16 protein-coding genes and 2 tRNA genes are annotated in these 17,275 nt (G+C 60.8%); 9 read left to right on the forward strand and 9 right to left on the reverse strand.

Features of this window, described 5'->3' with window-relative positions:
- Window positions 1–45: 45 nt before the first annotated feature.
- Window positions 46–121: transfer RNA gene (locus FSY45_RS12345), tRNA-Thr, on the forward strand.
- Window positions 122–177: 56 nt separating this feature from the next.
- Here FSY45_RS12345 and FSY45_RS12350 read toward each other — a convergent pair.
- Window positions 178–483, reverse strand: a complete 306-nt coding sequence (locus tag FSY45_RS12350; protein ID WP_003062178.1) for a hypothetical protein — start codon at window positions 481–483, stop codon at window positions 178–180.
- Window positions 484–798: 315 nt separating this feature from the next.
- Here FSY45_RS12350 and secA point away from each other — a divergent pair, with 315 nt between their 5' ends.
- The 4 genes from secA (at window position 799) to FSY45_RS12375 (ending at window position 6,851) form a co-directional block, all read left to right on the forward strand.
- On the forward strand, window positions 799–3,558 hold the full coding sequence (gene secA / locus FSY45_RS12355; protein WP_046461082.1) for a preprotein translocase subunit SecA: 2,760 nt from the start codon (window positions 799–801) through the stop codon (window positions 3,556–3,558).
- Window positions 3,559–3,905: 347 nt separating this feature from the next.
- Window positions 3,906–5,135 (forward strand): bifunctional glutamate N-acetyltransferase/amino-acid acetyltransferase ArgJ, encoded by a 1,230-nt coding sequence (gene argJ / locus FSY45_RS12360; RefSeq protein ID WP_003062182.1) that lies wholly within the window; start codon window positions 3,906–3,908, stop codon window positions 5,133–5,135.
- A 297-nt stretch (window positions 5,136–5,432) separates the two neighbouring features.
- Complete coding sequence (locus FSY45_RS12370) at window positions 5,433–6,368, forward strand: ATP-binding protein (protein WP_034381627.1); 936 nt, start codon at window positions 5,433–5,435, stop codon at window positions 6,366–6,368.
- A gap of 12 nt (window positions 6,369–6,380) precedes the next feature.
- Complete coding sequence (locus FSY45_RS12375) at window positions 6,381–6,851, forward strand: NUDIX domain-containing protein (protein WP_046461083.1); 471 nt, start codon at window positions 6,381–6,383, stop codon at window positions 6,849–6,851.
- Window positions 6,852–6,968: 117 nt separating this feature from the next.
- Here FSY45_RS12375 and FSY45_RS12380 read toward each other — a convergent pair whose 3' ends face one another.
- The 8 genes from FSY45_RS12380 to FSY45_RS12415 all read right to left on the reverse strand — a co-directional run bounded on the left by FSY45_RS12380 (window position 6,969) and on the right by FSY45_RS12415 (window position 13,791).
- Window positions 6,969–7,178 carry a DNA gyrase inhibitor YacG gene (locus FSY45_RS12380; protein ID WP_046461084.1) on the reverse strand — a complete coding sequence of 70 codons (210 nt, stop codon included), beginning with the start codon at window positions 7,176–7,178 and terminating at the stop codon, window positions 6,969–6,971.
- A gap of 103 nt (window positions 7,179–7,281) precedes the next feature.
- Window positions 7,282–8,037, reverse strand: coding sequence for a cell division protein ZapD (gene zapD, locus FSY45_RS12385; protein WP_046461085.1), 756 nt, complete (start codon window positions 8,035–8,037; stop codon window positions 7,282–7,284).
- Window positions 8,038–8,124: 87 nt separating this feature from the next.
- The gene (coaE, locus tag FSY45_RS12390; protein WP_046461086.1) at window positions 8,125–8,751 is read right to left on the reverse strand and encodes a dephospho-CoA kinase; all 627 of its coding nucleotides are present in this window, start codon (window positions 8,749–8,751) and stop codon (window positions 8,125–8,127) included.
- 3 nt (window positions 8,752–8,754) lie between these two features.
- The gene (locus FSY45_RS12395; protein ID WP_003062192.1) at window positions 8,755–9,624 is read right to left on the reverse strand and encodes an A24 family peptidase; all 870 of its coding nucleotides are present in this window, start codon (window positions 9,622–9,624) and stop codon (window positions 8,755–8,757) included.
- The gene (locus tag FSY45_RS12400) at window positions 9,624–10,841 is read right to left on the reverse strand and encodes a type II secretion system F family protein (protein WP_003062193.1); all 1,218 of its coding nucleotides are present in this window, start codon (window positions 10,839–10,841) and stop codon (window positions 9,624–9,626) included. The genes FSY45_RS12395 and FSY45_RS12400 overlap by 1 nt, the downstream gene beginning before the upstream one ends.
- Window positions 10,842–10,865: 24 nt before the next feature.
- On the reverse strand, window positions 10,866–12,608 hold the full coding sequence (gene pilB / locus FSY45_RS12405; protein ID WP_046461087.1) for a type IV-A pilus assembly ATPase PilB: 1,743 nt from the start codon (window positions 12,606–12,608) through the stop codon (window positions 10,866–10,868).
- A 137-nt stretch (window positions 12,609–12,745) separates the two neighbouring features.
- A tRNA-Pro gene (locus FSY45_RS12410) sits at window positions 12,746–12,822 on the reverse strand.
- Between the two features lie 39 nt (window positions 12,823–12,861).
- Window positions 12,862–13,791 carry a polyprenyl synthetase family protein gene (locus FSY45_RS12415; RefSeq protein ID WP_003062198.1) on the reverse strand — a complete coding sequence of 310 codons (930 nt, stop codon included), beginning with the start codon at window positions 13,789–13,791 and terminating at the stop codon, window positions 12,862–12,864.
- A 344-nt stretch (window positions 13,792–14,135) separates the two neighbouring features.
- Here FSY45_RS12415 and rplU point away from each other — a divergent pair, with 344 nt between their 5' ends.
- The 4 genes from rplU (at window position 14,136) to proB (ending at window position 17,243) form a co-directional block, all read left to right on the forward strand.
- On the forward strand, window positions 14,136–14,447 hold the full coding sequence (gene rplU, locus FSY45_RS12420; protein WP_003058536.1) for a 50S ribosomal protein L21: 312 nt from the start codon (window positions 14,136–14,138) through the stop codon (window positions 14,445–14,447).
- Between the two features lie 16 nt (window positions 14,448–14,463).
- A complete protein-coding gene (gene rpmA, locus FSY45_RS12425; RefSeq protein WP_003058534.1) occupies window positions 14,464–14,721 on the forward strand; it encodes a 50S ribosomal protein L27 in 258 nt (85 codons plus the stop codon).
- 156 nt (window positions 14,722–14,877) lie between these two features.
- Window positions 14,878–15,993 carry an Obg family GTPase CgtA gene (gene cgtA / locus FSY45_RS12430; RefSeq protein WP_003073993.1) on the forward strand — a complete coding sequence of 372 codons (1,116 nt, stop codon included), beginning with the start codon at window positions 14,878–14,880 and terminating at the stop codon, window positions 15,991–15,993.
- A gap of 110 nt (window positions 15,994–16,103) precedes the next feature.
- The gene (gene proB / locus FSY45_RS12435; protein WP_034357531.1) at window positions 16,104–17,243 is read left to right on the forward strand and encodes a glutamate 5-kinase; all 1,140 of its coding nucleotides are present in this window, start codon (window positions 16,104–16,106) and stop codon (window positions 17,241–17,243) included.
- The last annotated feature ends 32 nt before the right edge of the window (window positions 17,244–17,275 follow it).

The raw sequence follows: 17,275 nt of genomic DNA on the forward strand, positions 1-17,275 counted from the left end.
GATTCTTCTTTTGGGGCTGAATTTCTACGTTAGAATTCAGTCTTCGCCGGTTTAGCTCAGTTGGTAGAGCACCCGCCTTGTAAGCGGTAGGTCGTCAGTTCGAATCCGACAACCGGCACCAAACAAATAGGTCTCTTCGGAGGCCTTTTTTGTTTTTCTGCCTCTAAAAAGGTCTTGTCAGGCCTGAACCTTGATGCGGATGCTGTTGACAGCCCAGCCTTTGGTGCGCAGATGAGCCGCCATGGCCGGCAGCAATTGGCGCACTTTGGCCGCAGCAGCGTTGTTTTTCACAATCAGGCACCAGCCGTCTTCATCAATGGGGCCGGCTTGCAAGCTGGCGCGCAGCATGGGCGGAACCAGGGGTAAAACGGCTTTGAGCCGGTTGCTGGAGTCCTGAGTCAGTGCTGCCAGGCGCGCCAATGTGGGAGAAGACTCCATGGCATTGATGGCAGTTACGGCGTGATGGCGGCGAACAATGGTCATGCGAGCGGCAAACAGTTGGGCAAGGGCAAGCCCGAGCTTAGCTCAGCCGGGAATGAATGCCGCAGTGCCGGCTATTTGCGCGCCCGGTGCAATCCCATACGTGCTCTGGAGTGGCGAAAAGCCAAGGCAGGCTTGCGCGGTTAGAATCATTTTTTGGTCCTGTCCCTGTTTGGGGTGCGTCAGGAGGTTTTTTCACCCATTTCGGGTGTGGCTCTTGACTGCCGCAGGGACGGCCCCATCTGAAGACCAACAATCAAGGGATTCTGGACACATTGCTTTGCGCAACAGGCAAAAAAGCAATGTGCCTTCGCACGCATGGCCACCAATTTCCTCACCAAACTGTTCGGCAGCCGCAATGACCGGTTGCTCAAGCAATACCGTAAAACAGTCGCTCGCATCAATGCGATGGAGCCTGAGTACGAAAAGCTCAGCGATGAGGCATTGCGCGCCAAGACGCAGGAGTTCAAGGACCGCGTTGCCAAGGGCGAGGCGCTGGACGAGTTGTTGCCCGAAGCCTTTGCCGTAGTGCGTGAAGGCTCCAAGCGCGTCATGAAGATGCGTCACTTCGACGTGCAGATGCTGGGCGCCATGGCGCTGCATTACGGCAAGATTGCCGAAATGCGCACCGGAGAAGGCAAGACGCTGACCGCGACGCTGCCCGTGTACCTCAATGCCCTGTCGGGCGAGGGCGTGCATGTCGTGACCGTCAATGATTACCTGGCCAATCGCGATGCCACGACCATGGCTCGCCTCTACAACTTCCTCGGCCTGTCGGTGGGCATCAACCTGCCCAATCTGTCGCGCGAACAAAAGCAGCAGGCATACAACTCCGACATCACCTACGGCACGAACAACGAATACGGCTTCGACTACCTGCGTGACAACATGGTGTACGAGCCCGGCGACCGCGTGCAGCGCGTGCTGAACTACGCCATCGTCGACGAGGTGGACTCGATCCTGATCGACGAGGCGCGTACTCCGCTGATCATCTCCGGTCCGGCCGAAGATCACACGGCCATGTACGTGGCCATGAACCAGATCGTGCCGAATCTGGTGCGTCAGGAGGGCGAAGCCGATCCCCGTACGGGTGAAGGCGTGACCAAGCCCGGCGATTTCACGGTCGATGAGAAATCCCATCAGGTCTACCTGACCGATCAAGGCTATGAAGCGGCCGAGCGCCTGCTGGCCCATGCCGGACTGATCGCCGAAGGCTCGTCCCTGTACGACCCCTCCAACATCTCTCTGGTGCATCATCTGTACGCCGCGCTGCGTGCCAACCAGCTGTATTTCCGCGACCAGCACTATGTGGTGCAGAACGACGAAATCGTGATCGTGGACGAGTTCACCGGCCGTCTGATGGCCGGTCGTCGCTGGAGCGATGGCCTGCACCAGGCCGTGGAAGCCAAGGAAGGTGTGGCCATCCAGGCCGAGAACCAGACCATGGCCTCGATCACCTTCCAGAACTACTTCCGTCTGTACAAGAAGCTGTCGGGCATGACCGGTACGGCCGACACCGAGGCCTACGAATTCCAGGAAATCTATGGCCTGGAAACCGTGGTGGTGCCGCCCAACAAGCCCAGCAAGCGCCAGGACCAGCTCGATCGCGTCTACAAGACCACCAAGGAAAAGTACGACGCGGCGATCAAGGACATCCGCGAGTGCTACGAGCGCGGCCAGCCCGTGCTGGTCGGCACGACCTCGATCGAAAACTCCGAAATCATCGACCAGTTGCTGACGCGCGAAAAGCTGCCCCATCAGGTGCTCAACGCCAAGCAGCATGAGCGCGAGGCCGACATCATTGCCCAGGCGGGCAGCGAAGGCATGATCACCATCGCCACCAATATGGCCGGCCGTGGTACCGACATCGTGCTGGGCGGCAATATCGACAAGCAGCTCAAGGCCATCGAGAGCAACGAGGCGCTCAGCGAGACCGAGCGCCAGCAGCAGATCGAGCAGCTGCGTGCCGACTGGCAAGTGGCTCACGACAAGATCGTGGCACTGGGCGGTCTGCGCATCATCGCCACCGAGCGTCATGAATCGCGCCGTATCGACAACCAGCTGCGCGGCCGCTCGGGCCGCCAGGGCGACCCCGGCTCTTCGCGTTTCTATCTGAGCCTGGACGACCAGCTGATGCGCATCTTCGCGGGCGACCGAGTCAAGGCCATCATGGACCGCCTGAAGATGCCCGAAGGCGAAGCCATCGAGGCCGGCATCGTGACCCGCTCCATCGAGTCGGCGCAGCGCAAGGTCGAAGCACGCAACTTCGACATGCGCAAGCAACTGCTCGAATATGACGACGTGGCCAACGATCAGCGCAAGGTGATCTACCAGCAGCGCAACGACATTCTGGACTCGACCGATCTGGGCGGCATGCTGGCCGCGATGCGCGAGGACGTGATCACCGACCTGGTGCGTCAGTACGTGCCGGCCGAGTCCATGGAAGAGCAGTGGGATGTGCCCGGCCTGGAGAAGGCGCTGGCCAGCGAATGGCAGATCGATCTTTCCTTGCAGCAGGACGTGGCGGGTTCCGAATCCATCACCGACGAAGACATTCTGGAGAAGGTCGTCAAGGCGGCCCACGATCTGTTCGACGCCAAGGTGGCCATGATCGGCCAGGAGAACTTCACGCAATTCCAGCGTGCCGTGCTGCTGCAGAGCTTCGACACCAACTGGCGCGACCACCTGGCCGCGCTGGACTATCTGCGCCAGGGCATTCACCTGCGCGGCTATGCCCAGAAGCAGCCCAAGCAGGAATACAAGCGCGAGGCTTTCGAGCTGTTCCGCCAACTGATCGATCAGGTCAAGACCGAAGTCACCCGCGTGCTGATGACGGTCCAGGTTCGCTCGCGCGAAGAGATGGACGAAGCCGCCGTCGCCATGAACGAGCGCGGTGCGCAGAGCCTGGAGCACATGAGTTATGCCTCGCCCTCGGAAACCGAAGGCATGAGCATCGAGGACGACGTGATGCTGGCCGAGCCTCTGGCCATGCCCGAGGGCGTGCACGTGGGCCGCAACGACCCTTGCCCCTGCGGCAGCGGCAAGAAGTTCAAGCTTTGCCACGGCAAGCTGTCCTGACCCCCTGAGGCGCTTCGCGCCTTGCTCCAAGGGGAACTCACGTCCCAGCCGTGAGGATGGCTCTGGCTTGGGTAGTGCGTCTCAAGCTGCATTTACAACACGGGCATTGGCCCGTGTTTGCATTTGTGCGTTGGCTTTTTACTCGGGCAATGCCAGTAAAGCCTGAGGTCGGCTTGATTGTTCCGATAATGGGGAACGTTTTAACTTTCGACCCCTAGGCTGCTGTACGGGGCGCGCTCTTGGCCGGAGACATCGAGCAAGAGCCGCCTCGCGGCGAAGATGTCGTCCCCCTCAGGGGGAAGCCGCGCAGCGGCTCAGGGGGAGGCTTTTCTCAGGAACATACAGAAATGTCCGTGAATCTTTCCGCTCCCGTCGCCGCTGATCTGCTGGCGATCAATGGCGTTCGCATTGGCGTTACCGAAGCCAGCGTGCGCAAGGCCAATCGCAAGGACCTGACGGTGTTCCTGCTCGACGAAGGCGCCTCGGTGGCCGGCGTGTTCACCCAGAACCGTTTCTGCGCCGCTCCCGTGCAGATCTGCCGCGAGCATCTGGCGGTCGGCACCGGCATCCGCGCCATGGTCGTCAACACCGGCAATGCCAATGCAGGCACCGGCGCCGCCGGTCTGGCCAATGCCCGCGCCACCTGCGCGGCTCTGGCCAAGGAGCTGGATCTGAACGCAGGCCAGATCCTGCCTTTTTCCACTGGCGTGATCATGGAAGAGCTGCCCGTTGACCGCATCGTGGCGGGCATGCCCAAGGCCATTGCTGCTGCCAAGGCGGATAACTGGGCCACGGCTGCCGAAGGCATCATGACCACCGACACCTTGCCCAAGGCTTTCAGCCGCAGCGTCAGCATTGGCGGCAAGACGGTTGCCATCACCGGCATCAGCAAGGGCGCTGGCATGATCCGTCCCAATATGGCGACCATGCTGGGCTTTCTGGCTACCGATGCGGCGATCGCACCCGAGCTGCTGCAGCCCCTGGTCAAGGAGCTGGCCGACGGCTCCTTCAACCGCGTGACCATTGATGGCGACACCTCCACCAATGACTCGTTCGTGCTGATCGCCACCCACAAGGCAGGCAACGCCCAGATCAAGGAGCTCTCCAGCGCCGAAGGCGAGCAGCTCAAGGCCGCATTGCTGGAAGTGGCGCAAAAGCTCGCGCAGGCCATTGTTCGCGATGGCGAGGGCGCCACCAAGTTCATCAGCGTCAAGGTCGAGGGTGGCAAGAATGAGGAAGAGTGCCGTCTGGTTGCTTACTCCATTGCCCACTCGCCCCTGGTCAAGACGGCCTTTTTTGCTTCCGACCCCAACCTGGGCCGCATCCTGGCCGCTGTGGGCTATGCCGGCATTGCCGACCTGGACCAGACCAAGATCGATCTGTACCTGGACGATGTGCATGTGGTGGTCGACGGCGGCCGCAATCCTTCTTACAAGGAAGAAGACGGTCAGCGCGTGATGAAGCAGCAGGAGATCGTGGTGCGCGTGGTGCTGGGTCGTGGCGATGCCGCGCAGACGGTATGGACCTGCGATCTGAGTCACGAATATGTGACCATCAACGCTGATTACCGGTCGTAATTGAGCACCCCCTGAGGCGCGTTGCCTAGGCGGTTCCGCCTGGGCAACGCGCCTTCCCCCTCTCTCGATGCGTTGCATCGGGAGGGGGACGATACCTTCGCTGCGAGGCGGCTCTTGCTCGGTATCTCTGGCTTGGGCCGCGCCAGCCTCATGCCTCGCAGGCGACTGCGTGTGCTTCAATTTCAGGAGCTTCTTGCGCTTGTCTATATTGAGTTTTGATTGCTTTTTATTCTGAAATCAAGATTAGGCAAGCGCTGAAAGCTATAAAAACATGGAGATCTGGTCGTGCAAGATGTGATGAACCCTTTGGAGCGCCTGGTCGAGCGTGCCGAGCAATTGATGCAGCGCATCGAGTCCGTGCTGCCCCAGCCCCTGCAGGCACCCGCCGACTGGGATGCGGCGATTGCCTGGCGCTACCGCAAGCGCGCCAACGGCTGCGGCGTGCTGGAGCCGGTGCGCCATGTGGGCGCCATGCAGTTGTCCGATCTGCAGAACATCGACGTGCAAAAGGAAAAGATTGCGCGCAATACCGAGCAGTTCGTCAGCGGTCGCACGGCCAACAACGTGTTGCTGACGGGTGCGCGCGGCACGGGCAAGTCCTCGCTGATCCGTGCCTGCCTGCACAGCTTTGCGCCCCAGGGCCTGCGTCTGATTGAGGTGGACAAGGCCGATCTAACCGATCTGCCCGACATCGTCGACGTGGTCGCCGGCCGGAGCGAGAAATTCATCATCTATTGCGACGATCTGAGCTTTGAAGAGGGCGAGCCCGGCTACAAGGCCATGAAATCCATGCTGGATGGCTCGGTTTCCGCGGCCACGCCGAATGTGCTGGTCTATGCCACCAGCAATCGCCGCCATCTGCTGCCCGAGTACATGACGGACAACCTGGCGCAGCAAAAAAGCGAGAACGGCGAGATCCACCCCGGCGAGGTGGTGGAGGAAAAAATATCGCTGTCCGAGCGCTTCGGTCTCTGGGTGAGCTTCTACCCCTTCAGCCAGGACGAGTATTTGCGCGTGGTGGCGCAGTGGCTGTCTGCGCTGGGCATGGACCAGGCCACCATCGAGGCGGCCAGGCCCGAAGCCCTGGTCTGGGCGCTGGAGCGCGGCTCGCGCAGCGGCCGTGTGGCCCACCAGTTCGCACGCGACTACGCGGGCCGCAACGAGCGCCCCGTGACGGTCAAGAAGCGCATTGAAGATGTGGACGGTCTGGCTGAAGAAGCCGACCTGGAATGAAGAAAGAGTGTTGTGGAAGTGACTGCTGAAACACAGGCGCAGCGCAAGCACACGGAAGTGGCCGTGGGCGTGCTGTTGCGCGAATCCGATGGGGCGCTGCTGATTTCAAGCCGCCCTGCAGGCAAGCCTTATGCGGGCTACTGGGAGTTTCCTGGCGGCAAGCTGGAGGCCGGCGAGAGCGTGGAGCAGGCTTTGCGCCGCGAGCTGATCGAAGAGCTGGGTGTGACCATTGGCCAGGCCCATGCCTGGAAGGTGACCGAGCATGACTACCCGCATGCGCTGGTGCGTCTGCACTGGTGCAAGGTGACGGAATGGACGGGCGAGTTCGAGATGCGCGAGGGCCAGCAAATGGCCTGGCAGCAGTTGCCGCTCGATGTGCACCCCGTCCTGCCCGGTGCCTATCCCGTGCTGCAATGGCTGAGCGAGGAGCGCGGCCTGGTCTTTGATCAAAGCCATTACGAGGCGCAGCAGCCTCGGGCCTGAAACGGTATGCTCTGAAATAAAGAGCGCCTTGCGCTAGCTGAATCTCGATTTGCTTGGTCAATCAGGTTGAAATCAATACATGCCAAGCGCAAGGCGCTCTTGTTTTTGCTGCCTCGCTTAGTTTTCCGTGCGTGGATCACCAAACGGCCCATCTTCGGGAGGCGTCTGAGCCGGAACGCGGAACTCTTCATTGCCCCAGGCGCCCAGATCGATATTGCGGCAACGCTCGCTGCAGAAGGGGCGGAACTTATTGCTGGGCAAAAAAACGCTGGGGCCGCCGCAGGTCGGGCATTTCACCATGGTGGGGGATTGCTTGTCAGTGCTCATGGCGTAGATGTATCACAGCTGGAAAACACGGGTGGCCGACCCTGAAAGCCATTGAGCCGCAATGTGCGGCTCAATCGGGACGAGAAGACTGCCGGGGACTTACTTATGCGCAGAGCGTGAGCTCGAAAGTGGCGTCGTCATTGCAGGGCTGGGGCTTGCTGCCATGGGCCAGCTTGAGCAGGCGCACCGACACCAGCAGGCGGTTGCCGCTGATCTCCGGCACCAGATTCAGATGCGGGTCTATGCGCAGGCGCAGCAGCTGGAAGCTGCGGCCGGCCGGCATGGCCTGCTGGAACACGCCTTGCTCGGCCACCACGCGCTGGGGAATGCCGGTTTCGCGCAGCAGCTGCAGGATCAGCTCAAGCGCCTGACCCAGCGGGGTCAGCTCGCCGGCCCAGTCTTCGAGGTCGCGCTGGCGGTAGCGCGGATCGAGGTTCTGCCAGGCGTGATAGGCCGGCAGGTCAAAGCTGCAGGTGCCGCCGGGTATGCCCACACGGCTGCGTATGGACATCAGCCATTCGTTTTCGGTCAGCGCCTGGCCGGTCTTGCCGGTCTGTGCATTGATGGTGGCAAAGCAGCTCTCCACCTGGCGCGCCACCTGGTGCAGCATGTGCTGGGAAATATCGGGGTTGTCGCGCAACACGTCCAGCAGGTGCTTCTGGCGCTCCAGGTCCTTGATGACGTCGGCTCGCAGATCGCTGCGCGAGGCCACGTCCATGATCTCGAAGATGGTGATCAGGGCGAAATGATGATCGACCGAATGCGCGCGGGTCAGCAGCTCGCGCAAACGGCGATACAACTGCTCAAGACGCAGATAAGTTCTCAGACGCTCGTTAAAAGGATATTCGTACAGGATCACGTTTGCTGGGCTCCTCGGGGTGCACAGGAATCAGCGGTCAACGTGCACATGCGGCGATCACACGCACAGGCCAAGCCATGGTCTGCATCATAGCCCGAACCATGCAGCGATTTGATCGGTATATGCGTGGAGAGTTCCGATTGTGACCCCGTCATCGTTATAGATGACCCAGTCGGCCGTGGCCAGACGCTGGGCACGCGTGGCCTGGGCGTCGATGATGGCCTGCACGGCCTCGCGTGTGATAGCGCTGCGCGCCATGACGCGCTCTGTCTGCGTGCTCTCGCGGCAGTCCACGACCAGCACGCCATCCAGGCGTGTTCGCCAGTGGCCGGACTCGACCAGCAGCGGAATGTCGTGCACGATGAGCTTGCTGCCCGCAGCCACGGCCGCTTCATGCTGCTGCCGGGTCTGCTCGGCGATCAGGGGGTGGAGAATGGCTTCCAGGCGCTGGCGCGCGGACGGATCGGCGAAGACCAGCTCGCGCATGCGGGCGCGGTTGAGGGCGCCCTGTGCGTCGATCAGATCGGCACCAAAAGCCTGAGCGATGAGGGGCAGGGCCATGCCGCCGCTTGCCGTCAGGCTGCGCGAGATATGGTCGGCATCGATCAGCGTTGCGCCGCATGCCTGCAGCCTGGCTGCAACCGTGCTTTTGCCGCTGCCGATGCCGCCCGTCAGCCCCAGTCTGAATGGTGAGCGCTCAGGTGCGACTTTCATGGCTTACAGGCCTGCAAAGCTGAGCACCGCCTGCGGGCCCCAGATCAGGCTGACGAAACCGCCGCCGGCAAGAAAAGGGCCGAATGGCACATAGCCGCCTTCGCGCAGCTTGCTGTTGATCTTGAGCGCAATGCCGATGACGGCGCCCACGACCGATGCCATGAGAATGATGGGCACCAGTGCCTGCCAGCCAAACCAGGCACCGAGTGCGGCAAACAGCTTGAAATCGCCGTAGCCCATGCCTTCCTTGCCCGTTGCCAGCTTGAAGGCCCAGAAGATCAGCCATAGCGACATATAGCCTGCGACGGCGCCCCACAGCGATTGTTGCAGAGGCACGCTGGTCCACTGCAGTGCGGAGGCGATCAGGCCGGCCCAGAGCAGGGGCAGAGTGATGGAGTCCGGCAAGAACGTGGTGTCCCAGTCTATCAGTGCAAGCGCCAGCAGCGCCGCGCTGAAGCCGCACCAGGCAAAGCCGGTGGCGGTCAGGCCGTCGCGGCCCAGGCAGAAGGCAAACAGCGCGGCGCAGACCAGTTCAACCACAGGGTAGCGCAGGCTGATGGGCGTTTTGCACTCGGCGCAGCGTCCGCGCAGAAACAGATAGCTCAGCACGGGAATGTTCTCGTACCAGGCGATCTGATGGCCGCAATGCGGGCAGCGCGAACGAGGCTGGCTCAGCGTGATGGCGGGCTTGGCCGGCGGCAGCTCGATTCTGGCGCCCTTGTCCTTTTGTTCCTCGGCCCATTGCGCACCTTCGGCATGCCATTCCTGCTCCATCATCAGAGGCAGGCGGTGGATCACCACATTCAGAAAGCTGCCGATCAGCAAGCCCAGCACGCCGCCGGCAGCGGCATTCAACACCAGTTCGGAAATCATCAGACCACTTGACCCAGCTTGAAGATAGGCAGATACATGGACACCACGATGCCGCCGATCAAGGTGCCCAGGAAGACGATGATGATGGGCTCCATCAGGCTGGAGAGGCCCGCCACCATTTCGTCGACTTCGCTTTCATAGAAATCGGCTGCCTTGCCCAGCATATGGTCGATGGCGCCCGATTCCTCGCCGATGGCACACATCTGCAGCACCATGGAAGGGAAGATGTTGGCATTGGCCATGGCCACGGTCAGGCTGGTGCCCGTGGAGACTTCCGACTGAATCCTGTCGGTGGCGTTTTTGTAGAGGTAGTTGCCCGAGGCGCCTCCCACGGAGTCCAGCGCCTCGACCAGCGGCACGCCGGCGGCAAACATGGTGGACAGCGTACGTGTCCAGCGGGCCACGCAGGACTTCTCGATCAGCACGCCGAAGATGGGTAGCTTGAGTATGGTGCGGTCCATGAACTGCTGTACGCGCTCGTTGCGCTTCCAGGCCTGCATGAAGAAATAGATGCCGCCGCCCAGCACGCCGAAGATCAGCCACCAGTACTGGACAAAGTAATCGCTGATGCCCATCACCAGCAGCGTGGGCGCGGGCAGGTCGGCGCCAAAGGAGGTGAAGACCTCCTTGAAGGCCGGGATCACGAAGATCATGATCACGGTCACCACGACGAAGGCCACGATCATGACCGATGTGGGGTACATCAGCGCCGACTTGATCTTGGACTTGATGGCTTCCGTCTTTTCCATATAGGTGGCAAGACGGTCCAGCAGCGACTCCAGAATACCTGCGGCCTCGCCGGCCTCCACCAGATTGCAGTAGAGGCTGTTGAAGTAGAGCGGAAACTTCCGAAAGGCGGCGCTCAGCGAAGTGCCGGTTTCCACATCGGAGCGGATGTCGTTGAGCAGCTTGGTGACGTTGGGGTTGGTGTTGCCCCGGCCCACGATGTCGAAAGACTGCAGCAGCGGCACGCCGGCCTTCATCATGGTGGCCAGCTGGCGCGTGAACAGCGCAATGTCCTTGGGCTTGATCTTCTTGCCGCCGCGGGTCCTGCGCTTCTTGATCTTGGACGGAGTCACGCCCTGGCGGCGCAGCATGGCCTGGATCTGGTTTTCTCCGCCGGCACGAGTCTCGCCGCGAACGATCTTGCCGTTGCGGTCCTTGCCTTCCCACTCGAAGAGAAATTCCTTGATTCCCTTGGACGCTGCGCTTGCCATGGCGTTCCCTCACTGATACTGGTTTTATTCGTTGGTGACCGCCAGCACTTCTTCGAGTGAGGTCAGACCCAGCTTGACTTTATGCAGGCCCGAGCCGCGCAGAGAGCGTACTCCTTCGGCCTTGGCCTGTGCGGCAATCTCCAGGGCGCTGCCGTCACGCAGGATGATGCGCTGAATCTCTTCGCTGATGGGCATCACCTGATAAATACCGACACGTCCCTTGTAGCCGTTGTTGCAGGCAGGGCAGCCGACAGGCTTGTAGCTGACCCAGCTGCCGTCGAGTTCGGCTTCGTCGTAGCCGGCATCGATCAGGGCGTCGTGCGGTATGTCGGCGGGCTCCTTGCACTGCGCACACAGGCGTCGCGCCAGACGCTGGGCGGTGATCAGAATCACGCTGGAGGCAATATTGAAAGGGGCGATGCCCATATTGCGCATGCGCGTCAGCGTGGTCGGAGCGTCATTGGTGTGCAGCGTGGACAGCACCAGGTGCCCGGTCTGGGCAGCCTTGATCGAGATGTCGGCGGTTTCCAGGTCGCGGATTTCACCGACCATGATGATGTCCGGATCCTGGCGCAGAAAGGACTTGAGCGCAGCAGCAAAGGTCAGGCCGGCCTTCTCGTTCACATTCACCTGGTTGACGCCGGGCATGTTGATTTCGGAAGGGTCTTCGGCAGTGGCAATGTTCACGCCCGGCTGGTTGAGCAGGTTCAGGCAGGTGTACAGCGACACGGTCTTGCCCGAGCCCGTGGGGCCGGTGACCAGAATCATGCCGTAGGGGCGGTTGATGGCCTTGAGCAGGCGCTCTTTCTCCTCGGGCTCGTAGCCTAGGGCATCGATGCCCATCTTGGCCGAGCTCGGGTCCAGAATACGGATCACGATCTTTTCGCCAAACAGCGTGGGCAAGGTGCTGACACGAAAGTCGATGACGCGATCGGGGCCGACCTTGAGCTTCATGCGGCCGTCTTGCGGAACGCGTTTCTCCGAGATGTCCAGGCGCGAGATCACCTTGATGCGCGAAGCCAGCTTGTCCTTGATCGCGATAGGAGGAGAGGCAATCTCGCGCAGCTCGCCGTCGATACGAAAGCGCACGCGGTAATTGTGTTCGTAGGGCTCGAAGTGCAAGTCGGACGCGCGCATATTGAAGGCGTCCAGCAGCATCTTGTGCAGAAACTTGACGACCGGCGCATCCTCGACCTCGGCGCCGACGGCATTGTCTTTTTCCTCGGGGGCATCCTCGATCTTGACGTCGTCAAAGTCGAAGTCCCCTGAGCTGGAATAGGAGTCCAGGGATTCGCTGACGCTCTTGCCGGTCTGCTCGATGAGCTTTTGCAGCTTGTCGGCCTCGACAACCACCCAGTCCACCAGCAACTGAGTCGTGAATTTGATCTGTTCGGCAGCTTCCTGCTGAGTAGGGTCTGCCGTGGCGATGGTGAGCCGATTGCCGCGCTTGCTGAGTGCCAGCACGCGATAGGCGTTGCTGATTTTCGGGTCCAGCAGTTCGCGCGGAAGTTGCTGGACGTCGATGGCGTTGAGGTCCAGCAGCGGAGTGCTGAACATCATGGAAATGGTTTCGGCAATTTCCAGTGCGCTGATTTCACCAGACTGGCTGAGCTCGGTGATGAACGGGGTCTTGCCTGTGGCGGCTTTCTTGGCTGCGTTCTCGGCGGCTTGCTGCGAAACCTTTCCTGCAGAAATCAGGGCCCTGCCTAAACCTGGGATGGCAATGGGCGCAGGAGTGTTCTTTTGCAGAGTGTCGGCAGCAGCCATGTATCCAAGTCTGGGAGGGGAGTAGAGGATCTATCCTACCATTCTTGTTGTGGCAAACGGCAGGTCGCCAGGCGCGCATGCATGTGTCAATGCCGCGTCATTGAACATGGCGCAAGAAACTGCGACAAAAATGAGATTGGTCGGGGTGAGAGGATTCGAACCTCCGGCCTCTACGTCCCGAACGTAGCGCTCTACCAGGCTAAGCTACACCCCGCAGGCTTTGTTTGTCGAGCGCCGTGGTGCACCTGGCGATTCAGGTGCGGCGCTCCAAAAGCTGAGAGGCCAATTGTAGCAAACTTGCGGTGTATGCATTGCTTGGCAGCGAGGCCAGTGCATCAATGGCGCGCTGGGCTTCCGCGTGCGCGGCGGCTCGGGCAACGTCCAGGGCGCCGGTGCTGCGCACGATTTCCACCACGGCATCCAGTTGATCCGTAGAGCCTTGTTCGATGGCGTTGCGCACGATGGCGGCCTGCTCGGCGCTGCCGCGCTGCATGGCGGCGATCAGTGGCAGGGTGCATTTGCCTTCGCGCAGGTCATCGCCCAGGTTCTTGCCCATTTCCTGAGTGTTGCCGGTGTAGTCCAGCACATCGTCAATGATCTGGAATGCCGTTCCAAGTGCCTGGCCATAGGCGGCACAGGCCTGCTCCACTTCAGGCGTGGCACCGGCCAGCACGGCTGCCAGCTGTGCGCTGGCCTCGAAGAGCTGGGCGGTCTTGGAGCGGATGACGTGCAGATAGCCGGCTTCATTCAGCGAAGCATCATGGGTGTTGATGAGCTGCTGGACTTCGCCTTCTGCGATCACGTTGGTGGCGTCGGACAGGATTTGCAGCACGCGCATGCTGCCCACTTCCACCATCATCTGGAAGGAGCGGGTGTGCAGAAAGTCTCCGACCAGAACACTGGCAGGGTTGCCAAAGGTCTCGTTGGCCGTGGCCCTGCCACGACGCAGCGTGGATTCGTCCACCACATCGTCGTGCAGCAAGGTCGCGGTGTGAATCAGCTCCACCACGGCGGCCAGAATGTATTTGTTCTTGCCCTGATGTCCCAGGGCGCCGGCGATCAGCAGCAGCAGGGCCGGGCGCAGGCGCTTGCCGCCCGCGGCAATGATGTATTGGGAGATCTGTGCGATCAGGGGGACGCTGGTTGTCAGTCGCTGAGCAATGACGATATCCACTTCGCGCATGTCATCTGCGATCAAGGCAAGCGGATTGGATGTGGAAATTTCTGTAGTCAAGGTGATGAACCGCCAAGTGGACTCACGATTATAGGAAGATGCAACAGGGTTTTGCGTGGTGTCCTCAGAGCCCGTTCAAGTGAACAGAGGCTTTGCGGGCACTCTGTGGCATTGCGGTCGCTTGCAAGGAGTAAGCCTTGCCGCGCACCTGCGCCTGGCATCTCATTCCGCGCGGCCATCGGAGATCCTGAATCGCTTCCTAGGGGTATGCCAGCAGAAAAAATGCATGCGTGCTAGAATTGCCGGCTCCGTGGAAATCATTTCATGGAACTCTCAGACTTTAGAGGTTTTCAATGTACGCAGTCATAAAAACCGGCGGCAAGCAGTATCGCGTTGCAGCTGGCGAAAAGATCAAGGTAGAACAGATTGCTGCGGACGTAGGCCAGGAAATCGTGATCGACCAAGTTTTGGCCGTCGGCAACGGCGCTGAAATCAAGGTTGGTGCCCCCCTGGTGTCCGGTGCATCTGTAAAGGCAACTGTGGTTGCTCACGGCAAGCACGACAAGGTGCACATCTTCAAGATGCGCCGTCGTAAGCACTATCAAAAGCGCCAAGGCCATCGTCAGCAGTTCACCGAACTGCAAATCGTGGCAATCGCTGCTTAATTTTAGGAGCTAAGTCATGGCACAGAAAAAAGGCGGCGGCTCTACGCGTAACGGACGTGATTCCAAGCCAAAAATGCTGGGCGTGAAGGCCTTTGGTGGCGAGCTGGTGACAGCTGGTTCCATCATCGTGCGTCAGCGCGGCACCAAGTTCCACCCCGGTGAGAACGTTGGCGTGGGCAAGGATCACACCCTGTTTGCACTGGTTGACGGCCACGTGTCGTTCGGTGTGAAGGGCGCTCTGTCCAAGCAAACAGTCAACATCACGGCTGCATAAGTCGTCTGTGACTCCAACAAAGCCCCGACTTGTCGGGGCTTTGTTGTTTGAAAAGGCTCCAGGCAGCAGATTTCTGGCAGATGGGGCATGGTAATAGAGCACTCAAGTGTGGCCCGGAGCTTCTGGTGCACACTGATTTTGTAGACTGGATGCCTCATGAAGTTTGTTGACGAAGCTTTTATCGACATTGCAGCCGGTGACGGCGGCAATGGCTGCGTGTCTTTCCGGCACGAGAAATACAAGGAATTTGGCGGCCCCGACGGTGGCGACGGCGGCCGTGGCGGTCATGTGTATGCCGTGGCCGATGTGAACCTGAACACGCTGGTGGATTACCGCTATTCGCGCCGCCACGAGGCCAAGCGCGGCCAGCACGGCATGGGCTCCGACATGTTCGGTGCAGCCGGTGACGACATCACGCTGAACATGCCTGTGGGCACCATCATCAGCGATGCGGATACCGGTGAAGTGCTGTTCGAGTTGCTGGAGCCCGGCCAGGTCATCACCATCGCCAAGGGCGGTGACGGCGGTTTCGGCAATCTGCGTTTCAAGAGTGCCATCAACCGGGCGCCGCGCCAGAAGACTCCCGGCTATCCCGGCGAGCGCCGCAACCTGAAGCTGGAGCTCAAGGTGCTGGCCGATGTGGGCCTGCTGGGCATGCCCAATGCTGGCAAGTCCACTTTCATCACGGCCGTCTCCAACGCCCGTCCCAAGATTGCCGACTATCCCTTCACCACCTTGCATCCCAATCTGGGTGTGGTGCGCGTGGCTGCCGAGCAGAGCTTTGTGGTGGCCGACATCCCGGGTCTGATCGAGGGCGCCTCCGAAGGTGCGGGCCTGGGTCACCAGTTCCTGCGCCATCTGCAGCGAACGAGACTGTTGCTGCATATCGTGGACATTGCACCGTTCGACGAGGGCGTGGACCCGGTCGAGCAGGCCAGGGCCATCGTGGCCGAACTCAAGAAGTACGATGCCGAGCTCTACGACAAGCCGCGCTGGCTGGTGCTCAACAAGCTGGACATGGTTCCCGTGGAAGAGCGTGCTGCCAAGGTCAAGGACTTCGTCAAGCGCTTCAAGTGGAAGGGCCCGGTCTACGAGATCTCGGCGCTGACCCGCGAAGGTTGCGAGCCGCTGATCCGCAAGATCTACGAGCATGTGCACAACCAGCAGCTGGCGGAGCAGGCTCCCAAGGAAATCGACCCTCGCTTTGCGGGAGGTGAGGATTCTGGTCTGGATATGACCGATCCGCGTTTCGCCTCTTACGATCCGGAATAAGCTAGAGGGTATAACCCAGCAGCGCACTTGGTGCGCTGTTTTGCTTTGAATTTAATAGCTTCTTGCGCTTTTCCCATAAGCGTTAGAGGCTTAAAACACTGTAAATTCTCATGTCTTCCAATGTGCTGCGTGATGCCCGTCGCATCGTCGTCAAAGTCGGCTCCAGCCTGGTTACGAATGAAGGTCGTGGTCTGGATGAGGCCGCCATTGAAGAGTGGAGCCGCCAGCTGGCGGCGCTGGTGAATGGTGAAGACGGCGTCAAGCGCGAAGTCATCATGGTCTCCAGCGGCGCCATTGCCGAAGGCATGAAGCGACTGGGCTGGGCCACGCGTCCGACCGAGGTGCATGAGCTGCAGGCCGCAGCAGCCGTCGGTCAGATGGGGCTGGCCCAGATGTACGAGACCAAGCTGCGTGGCGAAGGCGTGCCCAGCGCCCAGGTGCTGCTGACCCATGCGGATCTGGCCGATCGCGAACGCTATCTGAACGCCCGCACCACGCTGCTGACGCTGCTGCAACTGGGCGTGGTGCCCGTCATCAACGAGAACGACACGGTGGTAATCGATGAGATCCGCTTTGGCGACAACGACACCCTGGGCGCGCTGGTGGCGAATCTGGTCGAGGCCGATGCGCTGGTCATACTGACCGATCAGCGCGGCCTCTACAGCGCCGATCCGCGCAAGAACCCCGATGCCAGGTTCATCGACGTGGCCGAAGCCGGCAACCCCGAGCTGGAAGCCATGGCCGGCGGAGCGGGCCTGTCCATTGGTACGGGCGGCATGATCACCAAGATTCTGGCGGCCAAGCGTGCGGCGGGCTCCGGTGCTTCCACCGTGATCGCCTGGGGACGTGAGAAAGACGTGCTGCTGCGTCTGACGCGTGGCGAGTCCATAGGCACGCTGCTGGTTGCCAACACTCACAAGATGCAGGCGCGCAAGCAGTGGATTGCCGACCATCTGCAGCTGCGTGGTTCGGTGACCGTGGATGCGGGTGCCGTCTCCAAGCTGCGTGACGAAGGCAAGAGCCTGCTGCCCATAGGCATGATCACCGTGGAGGGCGATTTCTCGCGTGGCGAAGTGATTGCCGTGCGTGATGAGAGCGGTGTCGAGATCGCCCGTGGTCTGGCCAGCTATGCCAGCGCCGAGGCGCGGCTGCTGTGCCGAAAGAGCTCCTCGGAGATTGAGTCGCTGCTGGGCTACTCGGCTGGTCCCGAAATAATGCACCGCGACAATATGGTGGTGGCAGGACACTGAGCCCAGGCCGCCGACAAAAAAGCCGTAATGCT

It is taken from the genome of Comamonas sp. Z1, from assembly GCF_008121555.1.
GTDB classification, from domain to species: Bacteria; Pseudomonadota; Gammaproteobacteria; order Burkholderiales; family Burkholderiaceae_C; genus Comamonas; species Comamonas thiooxydans.